Below are 17,994 nucleotides of genomic sequence, written 5' to 3'. Positions count from 1 at the left end.
GTTCGGAGGTTTATCAACATGACAGCACAACACCTACAAGATACAACCATTTTATATAATGGCGTCAACATGCCTTGGTTTGGATTAGGCGTATTTAAAGTAGAAGAAGGACCGGAGCTGGTGAATGCCGTACGTACAGCCATCCAGCATGGGTATCGCAGCGTGGACACGGCCGCCATATACGGCAATGAAGAAGGCGTCGGACAAGGCATTCGCGAGGGCTTGGAAGCTGCCGGTATTAAGCGAGAAGATCTGTTTGTCACATCCAAAGTGTGGAATGCTGATCTGGGTTATGAATCTACTATGAAGGCTTACGAGGAGAGTCTACGGAAACTAGGCCTGGAATATTTGGATTTGTACCTTATACACTGGCCGGTTGAAGGGAAATATATAGAGGCGTGGAAGGCGTTAGAAACGTTGTACAAAGAAGGACGCGTGAAAGCGATCGGTGTGAGCAACTTCCAGATCCATCATCTGGAGCGGTTAATGAAGGAAACGGAAATCAAACCGATGGTGAACCAGGTGGAATATCATCCCCGATTAACGCAAAAAGAATTGCAATCGTACTGTCAGGCCAACGGAATTCAGCTTGAGGCTTGGTCTCCTTTAATGCAAGGACAGCTGCTGGATCAAGAGGAGCTTCGAAACATTGCCGACAAACATCATAAATCCATTGCCCAGATTATTCTTCGTTGGGATTTACAGAACGGCGTGGTCACGATTCCGAAATCGACCAAAGAACATCGGATCGCCGAGAATGCCGCCATCTTTGACTTTGAATTGTCTGTTGAGGAGATGCAGCGCATCGACAGCTTGAATCAGGATCACAGAGTGGGACCGGATCCCGACAATTTTGATTTCTAAGAAATCTGCGTGAACGGCAAGAATAGAAGTGTAATGAATATTGTGGCTCTCCTGTACTGCCGGCAGCACAACAGGGGTCAGGAGAGTCCAATCCTACATAACGGAAGGAGAGAGCATAATGAATATGGATCTAAAGGGAAAAGTCGCCTTGGTAACGGGCTCGACATCCGGTATTGGCAAAGCGATTGCCATGTCGCTTGCAGCCGAGGGAGCTTCCGTCATTATTAATGGAAGGCATGAGGATAAAGTAAAACAGACGATCCATGACATTCACGCTGTGCATCCGGATGCCGAGCTGCGTATTGCCGTGGCGGATCTTGGAACGGAGGAGGGCTGCCATCAGGTCAGGGAAGCTGCTCCGGTCGTTGATATTCTGATCAATAATTTAGGGATTTTTGAGCCTGCTGAATTTTTCGATATCCCTGACGCGGATTGGTTCAGGTTCTTCGAGACCAATATCATGAGCGGTGTTCGGTTAACCCGGCACTATTTGAAGAACATGATCAATCGCAATGAAGGTCGAATTATTTTTATCGCGAGTGAAGCAGCCGTCATGCCTTCCCAGGAGATGGCACATTACAGCGCAACCAAGACGATGCAGCTGTCCCTTTCCCGGAGCTTGGCCGAGCTGACGACAGGAACCCGAGTAACGGTGAATACCGTCATGCCTGGATCCACTCTTACGGAAGGCGTGGAAACGATGCTGAATACGCTATATCCGAATGAGGATCTTTCGATCGAAGAAGCCGAGCAGCGGTTTATGAAGGAAAATCGGCCGACTTCCATTATTCAGCGATTGATTCGACCAGACGAGATTGCGGATTTTGTTACGTATCTCAGCAGTCCCAAATCCTCGGCGATTAACGGTTCAGCGCTTCGAATCGACGGGGGCTTGGTACGAAGCGTATTCTAAGCAACCGTGGTGCTGTGAACGCTCTGTTAGGAACGGTATTTTTGCCTAAAGGATTTGGGTTTGAAGCCTGTATAACGAACAAAGCAGCGAATGAAATACGGAAATGAACCGAACCCGGATTCTTCGGCAATACGTCCAATCGGATCATTGGTGTGGATCAACATTTGCTTTGCTTGTTCGATCCGATGCCGAGTCAGAAATTCCAGGGGCGTGCAGCCAAACGTTTTTTTCATACAGATCGACAGATAGTTCTGGTGGAAATGCATCGCATCGGATAATTGCTGGTAGCTCACCGGTTCTTTGTAATGTTGTCTCAAATAGTTGGCAGTTCGTTCGGCTATGGCATATTGAGGATTCTGATGCTGGCTTCCTTCCTCTTCGGCCTGAAACAGCAGGAGCAGCTCATGCAGCAGCTGCTGCTGCTTCCAGCGTGCCGCGGAAGAAGATGATTGCTGAAGGTTCTGCAATTGTTCGATCAGGAGTCTCGCTTGCTCTATCGTGGGCAGCTCTCCATACTTGGGTATGTAAAAAGAAAAACTCTCGATCTGTACATAAGGCTGATCGGTTTGCGATAAGGCAAAAAGGGTCAGTTCCTCCGTTTCAATCCAACGACCGAGTGTCTGAAAATGCAGCCAATAAAAGTGGGTCTCCTCCTGACAGGGCAGATACGTCCGGTGCGCGGCATCGGGCCTTAGAATCAGGTGGCAGCCGCTCTTTACCCTGTAAGCAACGCCGTTCTCCTCCAGGAATAATGTCCCTCTTGTCACCAGAATCAGATCAAAGACCCCGATGTTATAGCGATCCGGATGTTTGTCTCCTACCTGATAGGTATCTTCTCCACAAATCATATAGTGCGGTAGCGGCGGCGCCGTGAACTGGAAGATCATCTGCGGCCAGGCCTCCTCCTCAAACGAGCTTTTCTCTATGATAATCGTTTTGCTGATCCGGATTCAATAAGACAGCAAGTTGCAATCGGATAAAAAGATGTTGTTTCTGTGTATAGGGTACGCCTGGCCCAGATGGTATATTTCTACCAGAGTGTGCACCTACAAGACAGAAACAAGGAGCGTGGAATGGATGCTGCATAATCCTGCCTTTAACAGCTTGCCGCTTAGAGCAATTAAACCGGCTGGCTGGCTTAAGAGTCAGTTGGAGATTCAAGCAAGCGGGTTTACCGGACATTTGGAAGAACAGTGGAAGGACGTAGGGGATGAGAATGGGTGGCTCGGCGGTCAAGGAGAGAGCTGGGAACGGGGACCGTATTATGTCGATGGCTTACTTCCGTTAGCTTATTTGCTTGAAGACGAGTCTTTGATTGCCAAAGCGAATCGCTGGGTCGAGTGGTCGCTTACCAGTCAGCAGGAAAATGGCATGTTCGGTCCGGCGCGCATAACCTCCGTCAATCAGGATATTGATAAGGAGCAGGACTGGTGGCATTACATGATCATGCTGAAAGTGATGATGCAGCATGAAGAAGCAACGGGCGATGAACGGATCATCCCTTTTCTCACGAAGTTTTTCACTTATGTCCATTCGGTTATCGAGGAACAACCGCTGCGGGGCTGGGCCCAAACAAGGGGGGCAGAGATGCTGCTGTGCATGGTGTGGTTATATAGACGTACGAAGCAGCCCTTTCTGTTAGAGCTTGCCGATATCGTTGCCGGACAAACCACGGACTGGAGCGATATCTTTCATGATTTTCCGTTCTGGCGAAAGGTCGAAGAGTGGGATTGGACAACCCATGTCGTGAATGTGGCGATGGGAATCAAAACGCCGGGCTTGCTGTATGAACTGAACGGAAATCCGGTGGAGCGAGAAAGCGTACATCGGGGCATTGATTCCCTGATGACGTACCACGGTCAAGCGCACGGCATGTTTTCCGGGGACGAGTGGTTATCCGGCACCCATCCGAGTCAAGGCGTGGAATTATGTGCCGTCGTGGAGTATATGTTCTCGATGGAGCAGCTGACGCGTATTTTCGGGGACGGACGTTTCGGGGATATCCTGGAGAAGGTCGCTTTTAATGCGCTTCCTGCCGCCATCTCTCCGGATTGGACCTCGCATCAGTATGATCAGCAAGTCAACCAGATGATCTGCAATGTCGCTCAGCGGTCCTGGAGCAACAGCCCGGACGCCAACGTCTTCGGCCTGGAGCCGAACTTCGGATGCTGCACGGCTAACATGCATCAGGGCTGGCCCAAGCTGACCTCTCATTTATGGATGAAGGATCAGGAGGACGGGCTTGTTGCCGTGTCCTATGCGCCATGTACGGTGAGAACCACAGTCGGTCGTCAAGGCGTTCCCGCTGTAGTCGAGGTAACCGGAGAATATCCATTCAAGGATCGCGTTCAAATCAAATTGTCGTTGGAACACGCGGAGTCGTTCGCTCTATCGCTGCGCATCCCGGCCTGGTGCGACGATCCCGTCATAACTCTGAATGGGCAGGAATTGCCATTCCAGGTGGAGTCCGGTTATGCAAGGATCGTACAGAACTGGCAGAACGGCGACCGATTGGAGATTCATTTGCCCATGGAAGTGAAGACCGTGTCGCGCAGCATGTACGCTACCAGCATTGAGAGAGGGCCTCTGGTGTATGTGCTGCCCGTGAAGGAGAACTGGCAGATGATCCGGCAGCGCGACATGTTCCACGATTGGGAGGTATATCCTGCCTCGCCTTGGAAATACGGTTTGGTCGCCGATACGTCATTCGAGGTACTAGAACAGGATATGGTCCGCCAGCCGTTCCTGGCGAAGGATGCGCCTGTCAGGGTGAAGGTTAAGGGCCAACTGATTCGGGATTGGAAAATGGAAGGCAACAACGCCGGAAACCCTCCGCTTCATCCGAACACGGACGGACAGCCCATGACGGAATTGGAGTTAGTTCCGTATGGAAGCGCCAGGCTTCGGATCGGTGAATTTCCTCTGATTGGAGAGCGGAAAAAGGGCGACAAGAAATAAGCAAGATGGATTGCATCATCAAAACCGCGTTGATCGCGGTTTTTTTGTTGTACAGATATGCGTTCAAGGTTAAGATAAGTGTTTACGAAGCTCAGAAATACACATAATATGGAGTTATTCGAAAAGATGGTACTGGGCTGCATTCCCTGATGTTAGCTATCAATCCATGGAGGTGATCGGGTGAGAATAGATAAGCGCATATTTAATATCTCGGCATGGCTGGCTCTGTTAACCATCCTTGTGTTCCCGGGAAAAATAGGGGCGGAGGGTGTGGGTACACCACGAATCGAATATGGATATTGAAAGTGAGAAAAACATATACAAGGAATGTACGGGTTGCCGAGAAGGAAAAATGACCGAAGGAGCTCTCCATATGAAAAAAATTTCAATGGTCCTGTTGTTTATTAGTTTTATTGTAATGGGCTGCGTTTCTAAGCCGGATTCGACGATATGCCCCTTTATGAGGGCAGAAGCCTCGTCATTGGTGTGATCGGAGAAACACCGCAGGTTAGGGAGGAGGGACATGTGGATTTTAAGGAGGTTACGTTTGAGCAGCTAGAGGAGCTAGACCTTTCTCCTGAGCTTGACGCCGTGTTCATAACGAAAGAACATCTGGTGGAAGCTTCTGAGCCCAAGTATACAGAAGTTTATAACAAGGCTGAAGTTCCTTTTTTCTATATCGAGTCTAGCAAATCTCATGTCCCCTTCACGATCGAAGAATTGTCCTATGATGAGGTTCAAGATCTTTCAACGGATATGTACGCAACAGGATATTACGGCAAGGATGATCAATATTGGGGTTACGGATTATACAACAATGTTATGAATGAGACCAATATCAAAGCTGTCTATTCGCGTATTTTCACAACCATCGAGTCGTTGCACAATGACGGAGGAATGTAATTTGCGGGAAATAAACTGGTTGGAGAAAAGCGAGACGCTTGAGTTATTGCTGGAACATGAAACTACCATTCAAGTCGTCCCGTTAGATTCCGGTCTGGAAGCTGAGGTGGTGAAGATCGCCACGTCAACGGCAGACTATGTATTAAAGGTATGGAATAAAAAGTCCAAGCCAAACGTTCAGATGCAATATCAAATATTGAATGCATTAAGCTCGCATGGAAGAGCGGTGTCGAAGCCTTTGGGCTGGGGGTCAGACCGGAATGGCAATCCGATATTGCTGACCAGTTACGACGGTACGCCCGTTCAAAAGGTCGATCAGCCTAAATTATTGAAACTTGCAAAGATTTTAATGGATATACATAAACTTCCTCTGGATAGCCTGAAAGACTCCGGGCTGCCGGATTATGACTTCACCTCCTATTTTTATCCTCGAATGGATGAGTTCTCCGATATCCTACACCCATTGATGGAGCTTGTTCAGCGTGCGGGCATGAAACAAGAATGTGTTATCCATGGCGATTACCACCTTGGCAATATTCTTGAGAATGAAAACGAACTGACTGTGATCGATTGGACGAATGTCCAGATGGGTGATCCCAGATATGATATCGGATGGTCGATTATCTTAATGTGGATATATGTAAGCGAGAAGCGAGCTTCCTTCTACCGTGCTGCATTTTGTACCGAGAAACGATACGAAGCGGATGAGCTTGAGCTGTTTGAAGCCATAGCCTGTCTTCGCTGGGTTTTGCTCAGTAGAGTGGACCACCCACCCATGAGAAAGGATACGATCGCAAGGGTTAGGTCCATACTTACGAGCAACAAGTATTTAAATTTCAAGCTTCTTTAAGTCTGAGCCAAAACATACACAGCCGGTTCTCAGATAAGAGGTGATAGATATACGGAATCTTGGAGCAGTACTCTGAGCCCCTTATAGCCATTTCACATGATGGTAGGGGGCTTTTTTGTCTATAAGAAGCAGCGTGATCCCCTACCAATCCGCCAAGAAGAAGATAAGTAGAAGGTATGCTAAAAGCTCGATTAAATCTTTCTCCGAAGATTTAAAAAAGAGGGTTGACATCAGCATGTCCATTCTTGTAATCTTTGTTTGTAATCGTTTACGTAATCGATTACATATCGGAATCATGACGTTTTGAGGTGAACAATGTTTGGCAAAAGCAACGATTAAACAAGTAGCGGCGGCAGCAGAAGTATCCACGGCCACCGTTTCAAGAGTGCTGAACGACAGCGATTATGTAAGCGATGAGATTAAAGAGCGAGTGATGGCCGCGGTGAACCAGTTAAATTATCGGCCAAGCGCCATCGCCCGCAGTCTGAAGCAGGACCGGACCTATATGATCGGAGTCGTCGTTCCCGATATTTCCAACCCTTATTTTATGGGCATTTCCAGAGGTATTGAGGATATTGTAGGCAAAGAAGGCTTTCAGCTTATATTCTGCAGCTCGGATGAGAATCCGGACAAGGAAAGACGATTGCTTAAGCTTATGCAGGAAAAGCGCGTGGATGCCGTCGTACTGGCGACGTCTGGCGGCAATGACCCGGCGATCCAGCAGCTGGCGGATTCCAAAATGCCGATTGTTCTCGTAGACCGAAAGCTGGACTCGCCGGAAACGGGGGTGAGTCTCGATCTGGTAGCCGAGGACAATACCGAAGGCGCATCCCGCCTAACCCGGAAGCTGCTTGAGGATGGGCATACGGCAATTGGTGTGGTAAACGGTCCAACGAGATCCAGCACGGGCAGGGAACGGCTTGACGGTGTTCGGATGGCGATGAAGGAATACGGGCTGAACGAGGAACCCATGGTATATAACGGTGACTTCTCTACAGAGGACGGAATCCGGGCGGTGCGGCATTTTCTGAGTTCGGAGCGTTGGCCAACCGCAATTATATCCCTTAACAACCGAATGAGTCTTGGCGTTCTGCTTGAAATTGTAAGCAGAGGTCTCAAGATTCCGGCCGACATAGCGGTAGCTTCTTTCGGTGAGGTAGAGGCCGGTCCATTACTCAAGGAATCGGGACTCTATTATATGGAACAGCATCCCTATGACATGGGGATCAAAGCCGGAGAGATTCTTCTAAGTCGAATTCGCGAAGAAGCTCCGTTGTCTGAACCGGAAATCAAGATTTACATCAATGAAGTGAAACAGCTGAATTGATCATTTTTGAGATCGATGTTTTGCATTCTGGTATGCATGCACCATGTCCCAGAGGAAGGAACGGATATTCCGGTTAATCGCGCCTGGGCCGCCTTCGGCGGACTGGAGCCGATCTCGGCCGATTACCGGGCATGCGCAGCTTATGGTCCTTGTACAAAAGGAGGCAAATAACATGAAGCAGTTATACACCATTGGCGTGGATTTCGGTACGGAATCGGGCAGAGCTCTGTTGGTTGATATCACGACCGGGCAAGAAGTTGCTACCCATGTGACGCCATACATGCACGGAGTCATGGACGAGGTGCTGGTCCACTCCGGTTTGAAGCTGGAGCAGGATTGGGCGCTGCAGCATCCGGGCGACTACATGGAGGTGCTTCGGCAATCCATCCCGCGTGTGTTGTCGGAGGCAAACGTACCACCAGATCAAGTCATCGGGATCGGCATCGACTTCACGGCATGCACGATGATGCCGCTGGATGCCGGAGGGACTCCGCTGTGCATGCTGGAGGAATGGAGGAACAATCCGCATAGCTGGGTAAAGCTGTGGAAGCACCACGCGGCGCAGGATGAAGCGAACCTGATCAATGAAGCCGCTAAGCGGCGTGGGGAGAAATTTCTTTCACGTTATGGAGGGAAGCTGTCCTCGGAGTGGATGCTAGCGAAGTCTTTACAGATTCTGAATGAAGCTCCCGAGCTGTACGAGCAAGCTGTACTGTTCATGGAGGCTGCCGATTGGGTGGTCATGCAATTGACCGGTCAGCTCGCACGGAGCAGCTGCACCGCAGGCTATAAAGCCAATTGGCATAAACGTGAGGGATATCCGTCCAAAGAATTCCTGCAGTCGCTTGACCCGAGATTCGGGTCCCTCGTGGAGACGAAGCTGAGAGGACCGATCAAGCCACTGGGTTCGAAAGCGGGCGGATTAACCGAATCGATGGCAGCCTTAACCGGCCTGCTGCCGGGCACCGCGGTAGCTGTAGCCAACATCGATGCCCATGCCATGGTGCCGGCCGTCAGTGTGGTAACCCCGGGCAAACTGGTGCTCGCCATGGGAACCTCTACTTGTCATTTGATCTTAAGCGACAAGGAAGTGGCGGGGGAAGGCATTTGCGGTGTCGTCGAGGACGGGATCATTCCCGGTTATTACGGTTATGAGGCGGGCCAGTCGGCCGTTGGCGATATATTCGCCTGGTATGTGGATGAGGCAGTACCGGAATATGTCCGGCGCAAGGCTGCCGAAGAGCGCCTTGGCATTCATGAGTGGCTTGAGAAGGAAGCTGCCCAATATGTGCCTGGCCAAAGCGGACTGTTGGCTCTCGACTGGTGGAATGGAAGCCGTTCCGTACTGATGGACGCCGATCTGAGCGGCGTCATCCTTGGATTGACCCTCCAGACCAAGCCGGCTGAAATATACCGGGCGCTGCTGGAGGCCACCGCCTTTGGAACGCGGGCGATCATCGAGGCCTTTACCGAAAGCGGCGTAGAAGTCCAGGAGCTCTATGCTTGCGGCGGATTGCCGCAGCGAAACCGACTATTGATGCAAATCTATGCTGACGTTACCGGCAAGGAAATTAAAGTAGCGGATACCGTCCAAACGGCCGCTTTTGGTGCAGCTATGTTCGGCGCCGTCGCGGCAGGTAAAGAGCAGGGAGGCTTTGGGAGCATCGTGGAGGCTGCAGAAGTCATGGCACGTGTTCGCGAAGAGACCTTTAAGCCGATTGAGGCCAACGTGCGTGTATATGATCAATTATACAAGGAATATAAAGGACTTCATGATTATTTGGGAAGAGGCGAAAACGGGGTGCTGAAACGCTTGAAGGCGTTACGGAGCGGAAAATTACCGGAATGAGAGCCAAGAATGAACACCTAAATGAACGAGGGATTAAAACCTGGCAGCAACGAAATATATCGCCGGATTGTCTTTACATATTAAAAGGAGTGATAACAGATGATGAACTTTAATGGGCTCAACATGCACCTCGGAAATTTATCCCGGCTGTCCAATGCGCAGACGAGATCCATCAGCGCGGAGAATTTTACCGGTGAAAAAGGAAAAGGCGGCATGGCCACCGACGGCACGGGCGCAGCGGCTTCCAGGGACCTGGGCATGGGCTGGAAGGTCTCACCTTCCGTGGAGATCTTACCGGGAGAAACGTTTACGATGGGGGACATTCAGGGTCCTGGAGCGATTCAGCATATCTGGCTGACCTGTCATCCAACGCTGTGGCGTAATCTGATTATCCGCATGTATTGGGATGATGAGAAAGACCCTTCGGTTGAGGTGCCCGTCGGCGATTTGTTCTGTAACGGATGGGGAGAGCGCAGCGATGTCAATTCTATTCCGGTTGCCGTGAATCCGGCCGGCGGCATGAACAGCTACTGGCAGATGCCCTTCCGCAAGCATGCCCGTTTGACGATGGAGAACCGTGCGCCGGAAAAGGCAGTCCTTTACTACCAAATTGACTATACGCTGACGGACATCCCGGATGATGAGGCTTATTTTCATGCGCAGTGGCGGAGAACGAATCCCGTTCCTTATAAAGAGGTTTACACCATTCTGGATGGGGTGACTGGACACGGGCACTATGTAGGGACTTACCTAGCGTGGCAGGTGAATAATAACGGCTGGTGGGGCGAAGGCGAGATCAAGTTCTATATGGACGGGGATCAGGATTATCCGACCCTTTGCGGTACGGGAACGGAGGATTATTTTGGCGGGGCCTGGAATTGGGAGCAGCCGATCGGTACCTATCGAACCTACTCGACGCCATATTTGGGGATGCACCAAGTGCTGAAGCCGGACGGATTGTATCGAAGCCAGCAGCGTTTTGGCATGTATCGATGGCATGTCATGGATCCGATCCGCTTTCAAAGCGATCTTCGCGTGACCATTCAGGATCTCGGCTGGAGGTCCGGAGGAAGGTATCTTCCGCAGCAGAGCGATATTGCATCGACGGCGTTCTGGTATCAGGCCGAGCCCCATGCGCCATTCCCAGAGCTTCCGGATAATGATAAGCGGGAGGTTATTTAAAGGAGGAGCTATTGCTTACCAGCCGGTAAGGTGGAAATTTAACTGAGCATGGTGATGAACCGTCCCTCGCAGCGATGCTGCGCAGTGGACGGTTTTTTGTGTTTTCCGACGACCCACCTTGGTCCAACCGGGAATGAGTAACCAAATGCATTAAAAGTAATTATTATTACGTTTTGGAGTAATTTATTGTTGACTCTAAGAGTCATTTAAAATACCTTATAAAGTAACAGGGTGATAATGAGACATTGAATGACCACTCTGTTCATGGGGGTGAAGGGAGAGAAACGGATGTCAAAGGTTCATAATCTAAATCCGGATATTCACACACTTCACGGATTTTTTAGCAAGGAGCTTGAGCCCGCCCTATTTATTCAGTCAGGGGATACCGTTGATGTATCAAACCTTAGATGCGGGTTGGGGACTGGAGAAGCGATCTTCTCCAGGCGCGGCGAGAACGAAGTTTACGGAGCGCAAGCCGGAACGGCTGGAGAAGCATTTTGGGCATGCTTTATTAGGTCCCGTCCATATCCAAGGGGCTACACCCGGGCTTACATTGGAGATCCGGATCAACGAAGTCGTTCCCGGTTCGTGGGGATGGACCTCTGCCGGAGGTTTTCCGAGCTATTGGAACGAGAAGCTGGGCGTGGCCGACGCCAAGGAAGTGACGCTGGACTTTGAATTGGATGCCCGGACAATGACAGGCAAGAGCCAGTTCGGAGATTTCATGTACAGCATCGGCCTGAAACCGTTTATGGGAATTATGGGCATGCCGCCGAAAGAAAAGGGTCAGCATTCCACTTTTGTACCTCGCCCCTATGGAGGAAATCTTGATTGCAAAGAATTAACCGCCGGCAGCACCTTGTATCTGCCGATCCCGGTGGATGGCGGGCTGTTCTCAACAGGGGATGGACATGCGGCTCAGGGTGACGGCGAAGTTAGCGGTCCCGCCCTGGAATGCCCTATGGAGAAGGTGAGTTTAACCTTTCATGTCCGAGAAGACATGCCCATAACGATGCCCAGAGCCAAGACGAGTACTGGCTGGCTTACGATGGGGTTTCACGAGGACCTGGACGAAGCCATGTGGATGGCATTAAGCGGGATGCTGGATCTCATGACCGAGCTTTACTCTATTTCAAGAACGGAGGCGTACGCTTACGCCACCTTGACAGTGGATCTGCGGGTAACCCAGATCGTGAACATCCTAAAGGGTGTGCACGCATTTTTACCTTTTGGGGCGTTGAGATGAAAGGAAGTTATGATTCTTTTCTGAAGAGATGAAGCAGAACCATCAATCTATTTATTAAAAAGGGTGTACGCACTTGGACAATCTGAAGCTGAATGTATCACTTTTACGACAAAGGGTTCCGAACCTGACCAGCGCAGCCAAATCCGTCGGATTGCGGCCCGCCACGGTTTCCAATCTATGTACGGGAAAAATACCCGTTGGTCGGGCTGAAGTCCGTACCATTGCCGCATTGGCCTCTCTGGCGAAATGCAGTCTGGATGAACTGATCCTGCGCGGGGAAAGCGTGGAGATGATCGAAACCGGCATCAAACCGCTTGATCTATTTGCCCCTTTAGTAAAAGGGGGTACCGTTGGTCTGGTCGCCCGTCCCGGAATGGGCCAACTGGTGCTGCTCGGCGAGCTGTTTCATCACTTCAAGCAGGAAGGGTTCATGACGATTTTGCTAAAGCCGGAAGGGGAACATCCCGAACTGCAGGATATGCTGAATGACGTAGAAAAGGTTGCATATTCAATAGAAGAAACTTATTCCATAGTGGCGAATGCGAATACCGAGAAAGACATTGTGTTTGCAGCGGACCGGGAGCACGTCTTGACCGGCCATATCTACGCTCTTCAGGAACGTTTTCAACAAGAGGGCATGGGGCAGGTCACGACTTTTCTTGTGGACCTAAAAGGTGCGGTTGTTGATGAAGATATGCCTTACGGGCCGCTGGAGACGTTGTGGTATTTCGATGCCGATCTGGCGGCAAGACATATGTTCCCTGCGGTGAACCCGTTATATTCCACATCATCCGTATCGGAAGGCGTTCATCTGGATCAATCTCACGTATCGGTCCAACAGCGGGCTCAGAAGCTGCTGCGCCGTTATCGCGAGCTGCGTTCACTGGTTCAAGTTCGAGGATTGCAGGCCATTCCGGCATCCGAGACGGAGGTTTATGAGCGGGGAGAACGGCTCGAGGCCTATCTTACGCAGCCTTTTTACGTTGCCGAAGCTTATACCGGGTTACCAGGCGAGCGGGTTCATTTGCAGGATACGCTGCATGATGTTCAAGCTATTTTGAACGGCAGCATGGATCACCGATCAGTGGAGAGTTTATCCTGGATCGGGACGATAAAATAGTACTGTATCCATTAAAAGCCGAATTCCCGCAGTTTGTTTATCGGGAATATCGGCTTTTTTGCATGATTCCGCATAATATAATCCGTATGTCCCATAGCTGATAAGAAAAGGCCAGTATATAATATGTGCTAGTCTGAATCGTGCGGATGGCAGGAAGGATTGCACTGGACAACAGTAATGCCATCCTTGTACGGGACACGAGACCATACATAAAGGAGAAATGGACATGAAGAGAAAAGGTTGGCTTATCGCATTTGCAGCGGCATTATTGTTAACACTTATCGTAGTACCGGTTCAGCAGTCTTTCAGCGCAGAGGGCAATCCGACGGCAACCGCCATTACACAGAGTGCTCTGAACGATCAGTTCCACTTGGATCATGTCGTTAAGATTTACGTGCCTTCAACGGTGAAGGGGGACATTCCAATTACGGACGCAGCTCATCAGAAGTTTGTCGACCAAACGCTGACGAAGCTGTCCGGCTGGTTTGGCGGGGCAACGGCGATTCCGGGTGAAGGAGCTTGGGTAGACAACAACAAAACCCTCATCAAGGAAAAAGTAACGATCGTGTACGCGTTTGCCGAGAAGCTTGACAAGGACTCGCTTAATCAAGTGGTGGACTATGCGAAGAAGCTTAAGGACGATTTGTCGCAATCCGCCATCTCACTCGAGGTTGACGGCAAACTGTATTTCATCAAGTAGTTGATTCTCGAATCAGCGATGTGCTAATAGAGGACGTCTCCCTGCTGTCTGTCATGGCAGAAGGGGAGACGTCCTCTTTATTTTTTGTTTCGGCTTTAATAGAGAAACCTCCACAGATAAAAGGTGGCGTAGGATTCCCAGTTCGCCCATGCAGCCGACAACTCCAGTATTTCCTTCTTCGTCGGTTTGACCTCCAAGCCCAGCAGATGTTTGATGGCATTGTGCAGACCCACATCATCGATGGGAAAAGCCGCCGGCATTCGCAAACAGCGCATCAGCACATAGTTGGCCGTCCACGGTCCGATCCCGCGGATGCTGACCAATTGTTTCTCCGCTTGTTTCAAGCTGCCTGCTTCAAGCAGTTGCTCCTTCGTCAATTTTCCTTCTACCATAAGCTGAGCAACTCCAATAAGATACTCGCCTTTTTTCACGGTCATCCGAAGCCCGTCCAGGTCTTCAACAAGCAGCGGTGCTATGTCCTCAGGACTTGGGAAGATCCAGTATACCTCTCCTTCACACTCCACGCGGCGGCCGAAGGCTTCAACGAAACGTCTTTTTAACGTATAGGCATAGGCCAGGTTAATTTGCTGCCCCAGAATGCCCCAGCACAAAGCCTCGAACAAATCGGGAATGCCCATGTTGCGAAGCCCATAGAAGGATTGAACGGCTTGACTGAGCAATGGATCTGTCTCCGCCATCGTATAAAACGGTACGAGATCGGTATTCAGATCGAACCAGTCTCGGACATAACCCGCAACTTCAGCCCGCTTGCAGGGATCGGATGGGGCGGTATTCCCCAAGAACCGAACAAGGATTGCTTGCTTTTGAGGCTCCGCACTGACTTCAATTACAGCGATGTCACCATCGAGTGGGATAGCCCGGTAGATTCTGTCATTCCGGATATGATAAAGACATTCGTTCGGCGATCTTTGCAAATAATTGAGGTTCTCCGTAAAACTGAACTCCTTCGGTACAAAAAGCCTTACTGTATGGGCATGGTCTTCCCAACTGTCCTGGGGGAGTTGATTCTCGATAAGATATCGCTTGTCGTCATGTGTCTGGTTTCGTTCCTGCATCTTCATCGTTTCCTTTCGCTCCTGGAATTATCTATACTAGTTGTACCATAAACAGGGGGCGTATAATTTTGTTATCTTGCTCTTCTATTCCAAAAAGCGTACAACAAGGATATCCTGTGGTTATAATGTTAGCGGAGGTGAGGAAACGTGGCAAACCGAATACAACCGACCGAAGCTCAGTGGAAGGCCATTATCGACAACGACAAGGATAGTGACGGCAAGTTTTTTTATGCGGTGCAGACAACGAGGATCTTCTGCAGGCCATCCTGCAAATCCAGACCCCCGAAGTTTGAAAATGTGCGCGTGTTTCAATCGGCTGATGAAGCGAGAGCTGAGCGCTTCCGGCCATGCAAAAGGTGCAAGCCGACGGGAGAACGCCTGCCGGACCATGAATGGATTGAACTCGTCACCGAGTATATCGATAAACACTACATGGATCATTTGTCGCTTGATGTCTTGGCCGATGTGAGCCACGGCAGTCCGTACCATCTGCACCGGATCTTTAAGCGCGTCAAAGGTCAGACCCCGATGGAATACATTCAGGATTACCGGATCGGCAAAGCCAAGGAGCTCCTGACGAATTCCAGCTTGGCCATTTCGGATATCGGCCATAAGGTGGGCATGGAGAACACGGCTTATTTTATCACGTTGTTTAAGAAGAAGACCGGGATGACCCCCCTTAGCTATCGCGGGCAGTATTTGAAAAATACGAGTGCGGAGGTGCACGATCATGAAATCCAATAATGCAATTACCATTAACTGGACTCAACTGCGTCATGATAACTGGAGCGTATACATCGCGGCCACGGAGCAGGGCTTATGTTACGTTGGATCACAGGATAAGCCTTTAACAGAGTTGGAGAACTGGGTACAAGCGAAATTCCCTGGCTGTGAACTCGTGCAGAATGATGAAGCCATGCAGTCGTATGCCGCCGAGATGGTGGAGTATTTTCAGGGGAAACGCGATCGGTTTGAGTTGGCAATGGATTACAAGGGGACCGCTTTTCAGATGGCGGTATGGAATGCACTGTGCCAGATCCCGTATGGGCAGACTTTTACGTATTCTGACATCGCCAACCAGATTGGAAAGCCGGCAGCGGTTCGAGCTGTAGGAGCGGCTATTGGGGCTAATCCGCTGCTGATAACAGTGCCTTGTCATCGGGTAATTGGCAAAAGCGGCGCTTTGACGGGGTATCGCGGGGGGCTTGCCATGAAGACCCGGCTGCTGGAGCTTGAGGGCGAGCGAGCCAGGATGAGGGAGACCATGAAGTATGCCTAAATCGTTGTCACAACGCATAGCGGGGCTGGATTGGGCAGGGATACAAGCAGCTCTGGATGAACAGGGATATGCGGTCATTCCAAAGCTGCTGCTGCCTGAAGAGTGTACAGAGATTATCAACACATATTCGGAAGAGGAGCGGTTCCGAAACACGATCAATATGGGTAGGTACCGGTTTGGAATCGGAGAGTACAAGTATTATCAAGCTCCGCTTCCAGAATCGCTGCAACAGCTTCGGGAAGGCTTTTATCCTGTGCTTGCACTAACGGCTAACCGCTGGTTGACGCAGCTTGGGCATGAGGAGAGGTATCCGGAGAGATTGGATGCGTTTCTTGAGATGTGTCACGCGCAAGGGCAAGAGCGTTCGACGCCGTTGATTTTGAAATATGAAGAGGGCGGCTATAACTGCTTGCATCAGGATTTGTACGGAGATGAATTTTTCCCGTTTCAAGTGGTATTTGTGCTGAATGAGAAGGAAGTCGATTACACGGGTGGAGAGTTTCTGCTCATGGAGCAGCGGCCGCGGGCACAGAGCCGGGGACATGTAATCACCTTGGAACAAGGAGCGGGGTTAATCTTTCCAACCAACCATCGTCCCGTTCAGGGAGCGCGGGGGTATTACCGGACCACGCTTCGGCATGGCGTCAGCACGATTACGTCGGGGACCCGATACAGCCTCGGGATTATTTTTCATGATGCGAAGTAGAGGGGGGCGTGTGTGTTTACTCATTCATTATGGGATGGGAGGAGCGAAATAGTATAATAGAAGAAAGTGTAGAAATGAGGTGTGTCCAAGGTGAAACATGCAGTGTACTATAAAACGCCGAAGACCCTACTCAATAAAGGAACGGGATTCCTGAATGGATACAGCCATACATTGAACCCGTATACGGGCTGCGCCTTCGCTTGTTCTTACTGCTATGTCCGGCAAATGCCGGTATCGATATTCCGCAATCAGGAATGGGGAAGCTGGGTCGACATTAAGCTCGAATCTGCTGATATATTGCAAAAAGAACTGAAGCGTGCCAAGTCCAAGGGACCCGTCACGATCTTCATGTCTTCCAGCACCGATCCTTACCAGCCGGTTGAGGCCAAGGAAATGGTGACTCGCACGTTGCTTGAGGTGATGGTCGGCGAGCCGCCGGATTTTCTGCTCGTACAGACGCGCAGTCCGTTGGTCCGGCGGGATATCGATCTGCTGCAGCAGTTAGGAGATCGCGTGCGGGTAAGTATGACGGTCGAGACGGACCGTGAGGAGATGCGCAAGCATTTTACGCCGTCTGCCCCGCCGATCCAAGCTAGACTGAAAACCCTCGCGCTCCTGAGGGACGCAGGAATTCCCACTCAAGCAGCGATTGCACCCGTGCTTCCGAGCACGGAGGCTTTCCCACAGATCCTGCGGCCGCTCGTTGATCGCGTGTGCATCGACGATTATTTTATGGGGGACGGCAGTGGCGGTAAACGTACGAAGAGACTTCCAGTTCAGGCTCTGTACGAGGAGCTTGGGGAGCAGGAATGGTACGATCCTACTGCTTATCAAGTGGTCTACGATCGATTTAGCAGGGAGTTTCCGGAGGAGCAGTTGTTTGTGAGCCAGCAGGGTTTTGAACCTTAGGGGATAGGTTGGCAAGTATAGTAGTTATCCGTGATTCATGGATTAGATAGATTTTGATAGGTTTAGGCGAGGACCGGGAGAACGTTTCCGGTCTTTTTTGCCATGTCTGCTG

At 50.4% G+C, this 17,994-nt stretch carries 19 protein-coding genes; 17 read left to right on the top strand and 2 right to left on the bottom strand.

Going from position 1 to position 17,994, the window contains the following annotated elements; genetic code table 11:
- Window positions 1–18: 18 nt before the first annotated feature.
- The gene (locus tag PAEVO_RS12020; protein WP_100537755.1) at window positions 19–864 is read left to right on the top strand and encodes an aldo/keto reductase; all 846 of its coding nucleotides are present in this window, start codon (window positions 19–21) and stop codon (window positions 862–864) included.
- A gap of 118 nt (window positions 865–982) precedes the next feature.
- Entirely contained in the window at window positions 983–1,777 is a 795-nt protein-coding gene (locus tag PAEVO_RS12015; RefSeq protein ID WP_100537754.1) for an SDR family NAD(P)-dependent oxidoreductase, read from the top strand.
- A 26-nt stretch (window positions 1,778–1,803) separates the two neighbouring features.
- Here the strand turns inward: PAEVO_RS12015 and PAEVO_RS12010 are convergent, their stop codons facing one another.
- The gene (locus PAEVO_RS12010; protein ID WP_100537753.1) at window positions 1,804–2,664 is read right to left on the bottom strand and encodes a helix-turn-helix transcriptional regulator; all 861 of its coding nucleotides are present in this window, start codon (window positions 2,662–2,664) and stop codon (window positions 1,804–1,806) included.
- A 190-nt stretch (window positions 2,665–2,854) separates the two neighbouring features.
- On the opposite strand from PAEVO_RS12010, the gene PAEVO_RS12005 reads away from it, so the two are divergent.
- The 11 genes from PAEVO_RS12005 to PAEVO_RS11965 all read left to right on the top strand — a co-directional run bounded on the left by PAEVO_RS12005 (window position 2,855) and on the right by PAEVO_RS11965 (window position 13,912).
- The gene (locus PAEVO_RS12005; RefSeq protein WP_100537752.1) at window positions 2,855–4,735 is read left to right on the top strand and encodes a beta-L-arabinofuranosidase domain-containing protein; all 1,881 of its coding nucleotides are present in this window, start codon (window positions 2,855–2,857) and stop codon (window positions 4,733–4,735) included.
- Window positions 4,736–4,915: 180 nt separating this feature from the next.
- Window positions 4,916–5,038 (top strand): hypothetical protein, encoded by a 123-nt coding sequence (locus PAEVO_RS34630; RefSeq protein ID WP_279300449.1) that lies wholly within the window; start codon window positions 4,916–4,918, stop codon window positions 5,036–5,038.
- Window positions 5,039–5,260: 222 nt separating this feature from the next.
- Complete coding sequence (locus PAEVO_RS12000; RefSeq protein WP_243390749.1) at window positions 5,261–5,638, top strand: hypothetical protein; 378 nt, start codon at window positions 5,261–5,263, stop codon at window positions 5,636–5,638.
- A 1-nt stretch (window position 5,639) separates the two neighbouring features.
- Window positions 5,640–6,488, top strand: a complete 849-nt coding sequence (locus PAEVO_RS11995) for an aminoglycoside phosphotransferase family protein (RefSeq protein WP_243390748.1) — start codon at window positions 5,640–5,642, stop codon at window positions 6,486–6,488.
- Window positions 6,489–6,807: 319 nt separating this feature from the next.
- On the top strand, window positions 6,808–7,815 hold the full coding sequence (locus PAEVO_RS11990) for a LacI family DNA-binding transcriptional regulator (protein ID WP_100537750.1): 1,008 nt from the start codon (window positions 6,808–6,810) through the stop codon (window positions 7,813–7,815).
- A gap of 36 nt (window positions 7,816–7,851) precedes the next feature.
- Window positions 7,852–7,986 (top strand): hypothetical protein, encoded by a 135-nt coding sequence (locus PAEVO_RS34625; RefSeq protein WP_279300448.1) that lies wholly within the window; start codon window positions 7,852–7,854, stop codon window positions 7,984–7,986.
- 1 nt (window position 7,987) lies between these two features.
- Window positions 7,988–9,664 (top strand): ribulokinase, encoded by a 1,677-nt coding sequence (locus tag PAEVO_RS11985; RefSeq protein WP_100537749.1) that lies wholly within the window; start codon window positions 7,988–7,990, stop codon window positions 9,662–9,664.
- Between the two features lie 99 nt (window positions 9,665–9,763).
- Entirely contained in the window at window positions 9,764–10,846 is a 1,083-nt protein-coding gene (locus PAEVO_RS11980) for a glycoside hydrolase family 172 protein (RefSeq protein WP_100537748.1), read from the top strand.
- A 391-nt stretch (window positions 10,847–11,237) separates the two neighbouring features.
- A complete protein-coding gene (locus tag PAEVO_RS11975; RefSeq protein WP_347708110.1) occupies window positions 11,238–12,092 on the top strand; it encodes an acetamidase/formamidase family protein in 855 nt (284 codons plus the stop codon).
- A 73-nt stretch (window positions 12,093–12,165) separates the two neighbouring features.
- Window positions 12,166–13,212 (top strand): ATP synthase beta subunit C-terminal domain-containing protein, encoded by a 1,047-nt coding sequence (locus tag PAEVO_RS11970; RefSeq protein WP_100537747.1) that lies wholly within the window; start codon window positions 12,166–12,168, stop codon window positions 13,210–13,212.
- A gap of 226 nt (window positions 13,213–13,438) precedes the next feature.
- A complete protein-coding gene (locus tag PAEVO_RS11965) occupies window positions 13,439–13,912 on the top strand; it encodes a DUF3574 domain-containing protein (protein WP_100537746.1) in 474 nt (157 codons plus the stop codon).
- A 95-nt stretch (window positions 13,913–14,007) separates the two neighbouring features.
- Here PAEVO_RS11965 and PAEVO_RS11960 read toward each other — a convergent pair whose 3' ends face one another.
- Complete coding sequence (locus tag PAEVO_RS11960; RefSeq protein ID WP_243390747.1) at window positions 14,008–14,994, bottom strand: DNA-3-methyladenine glycosylase family protein; 987 nt, start codon at window positions 14,992–14,994, stop codon at window positions 14,008–14,010.
- A gap of 141 nt (window positions 14,995–15,135) precedes the next feature.
- Between PAEVO_RS11960 and PAEVO_RS11955 the strand changes: the two genes are divergently transcribed.
- The 4 genes from PAEVO_RS11955 to PAEVO_RS11940 all read left to right on the top strand — a co-directional run bounded on the left by PAEVO_RS11955 (window position 15,136) and on the right by PAEVO_RS11940 (window position 17,882).
- Window positions 15,136–15,732, top strand: coding sequence for a bifunctional transcriptional activator/DNA repair enzyme AdaA (locus PAEVO_RS11955; RefSeq protein ID WP_100537745.1), 597 nt, complete (start codon window positions 15,136–15,138; stop codon window positions 15,730–15,732).
- Entirely contained in the window at window positions 15,719–16,267 is a 549-nt protein-coding gene (locus tag PAEVO_RS11950) for a methylated-DNA--[protein]-cysteine S-methyltransferase (RefSeq protein ID WP_100537744.1), read from the top strand. Before PAEVO_RS11955 ends, PAEVO_RS11950 begins: the two co-directional genes overlap by 14 nt.
- Window positions 16,260–16,973, top strand: a complete 714-nt coding sequence (locus PAEVO_RS11945; protein ID WP_100537743.1) for a 2OG-Fe(II) oxygenase — start codon at window positions 16,260–16,262, stop codon at window positions 16,971–16,973. Before PAEVO_RS11950 ends, PAEVO_RS11945 begins: the two co-directional genes overlap by 8 nt.
- A gap of 90 nt (window positions 16,974–17,063) precedes the next feature.
- On the top strand, window positions 17,064–17,882 hold the full coding sequence (locus PAEVO_RS11940) for an SPL family radical SAM protein (RefSeq protein ID WP_100537742.1): 819 nt from the start codon (window positions 17,064–17,066) through the stop codon (window positions 17,880–17,882).
- The last annotated feature ends 112 nt before the right edge of the window (window positions 17,883–17,994 follow it).

Source organism: Paenibacillus sp. GM2FR (assembly GCF_002803325.1).
Classification (GTDB): Bacteria; Bacillota; Bacilli; order Paenibacillales; family Paenibacillaceae; genus Paenibacillus_AQ; species Paenibacillus_AQ lautus.
Note: the sequence above shows the minus strand (reverse complement) of the source record. Positions and strands in the feature narration are given on the sequence as shown.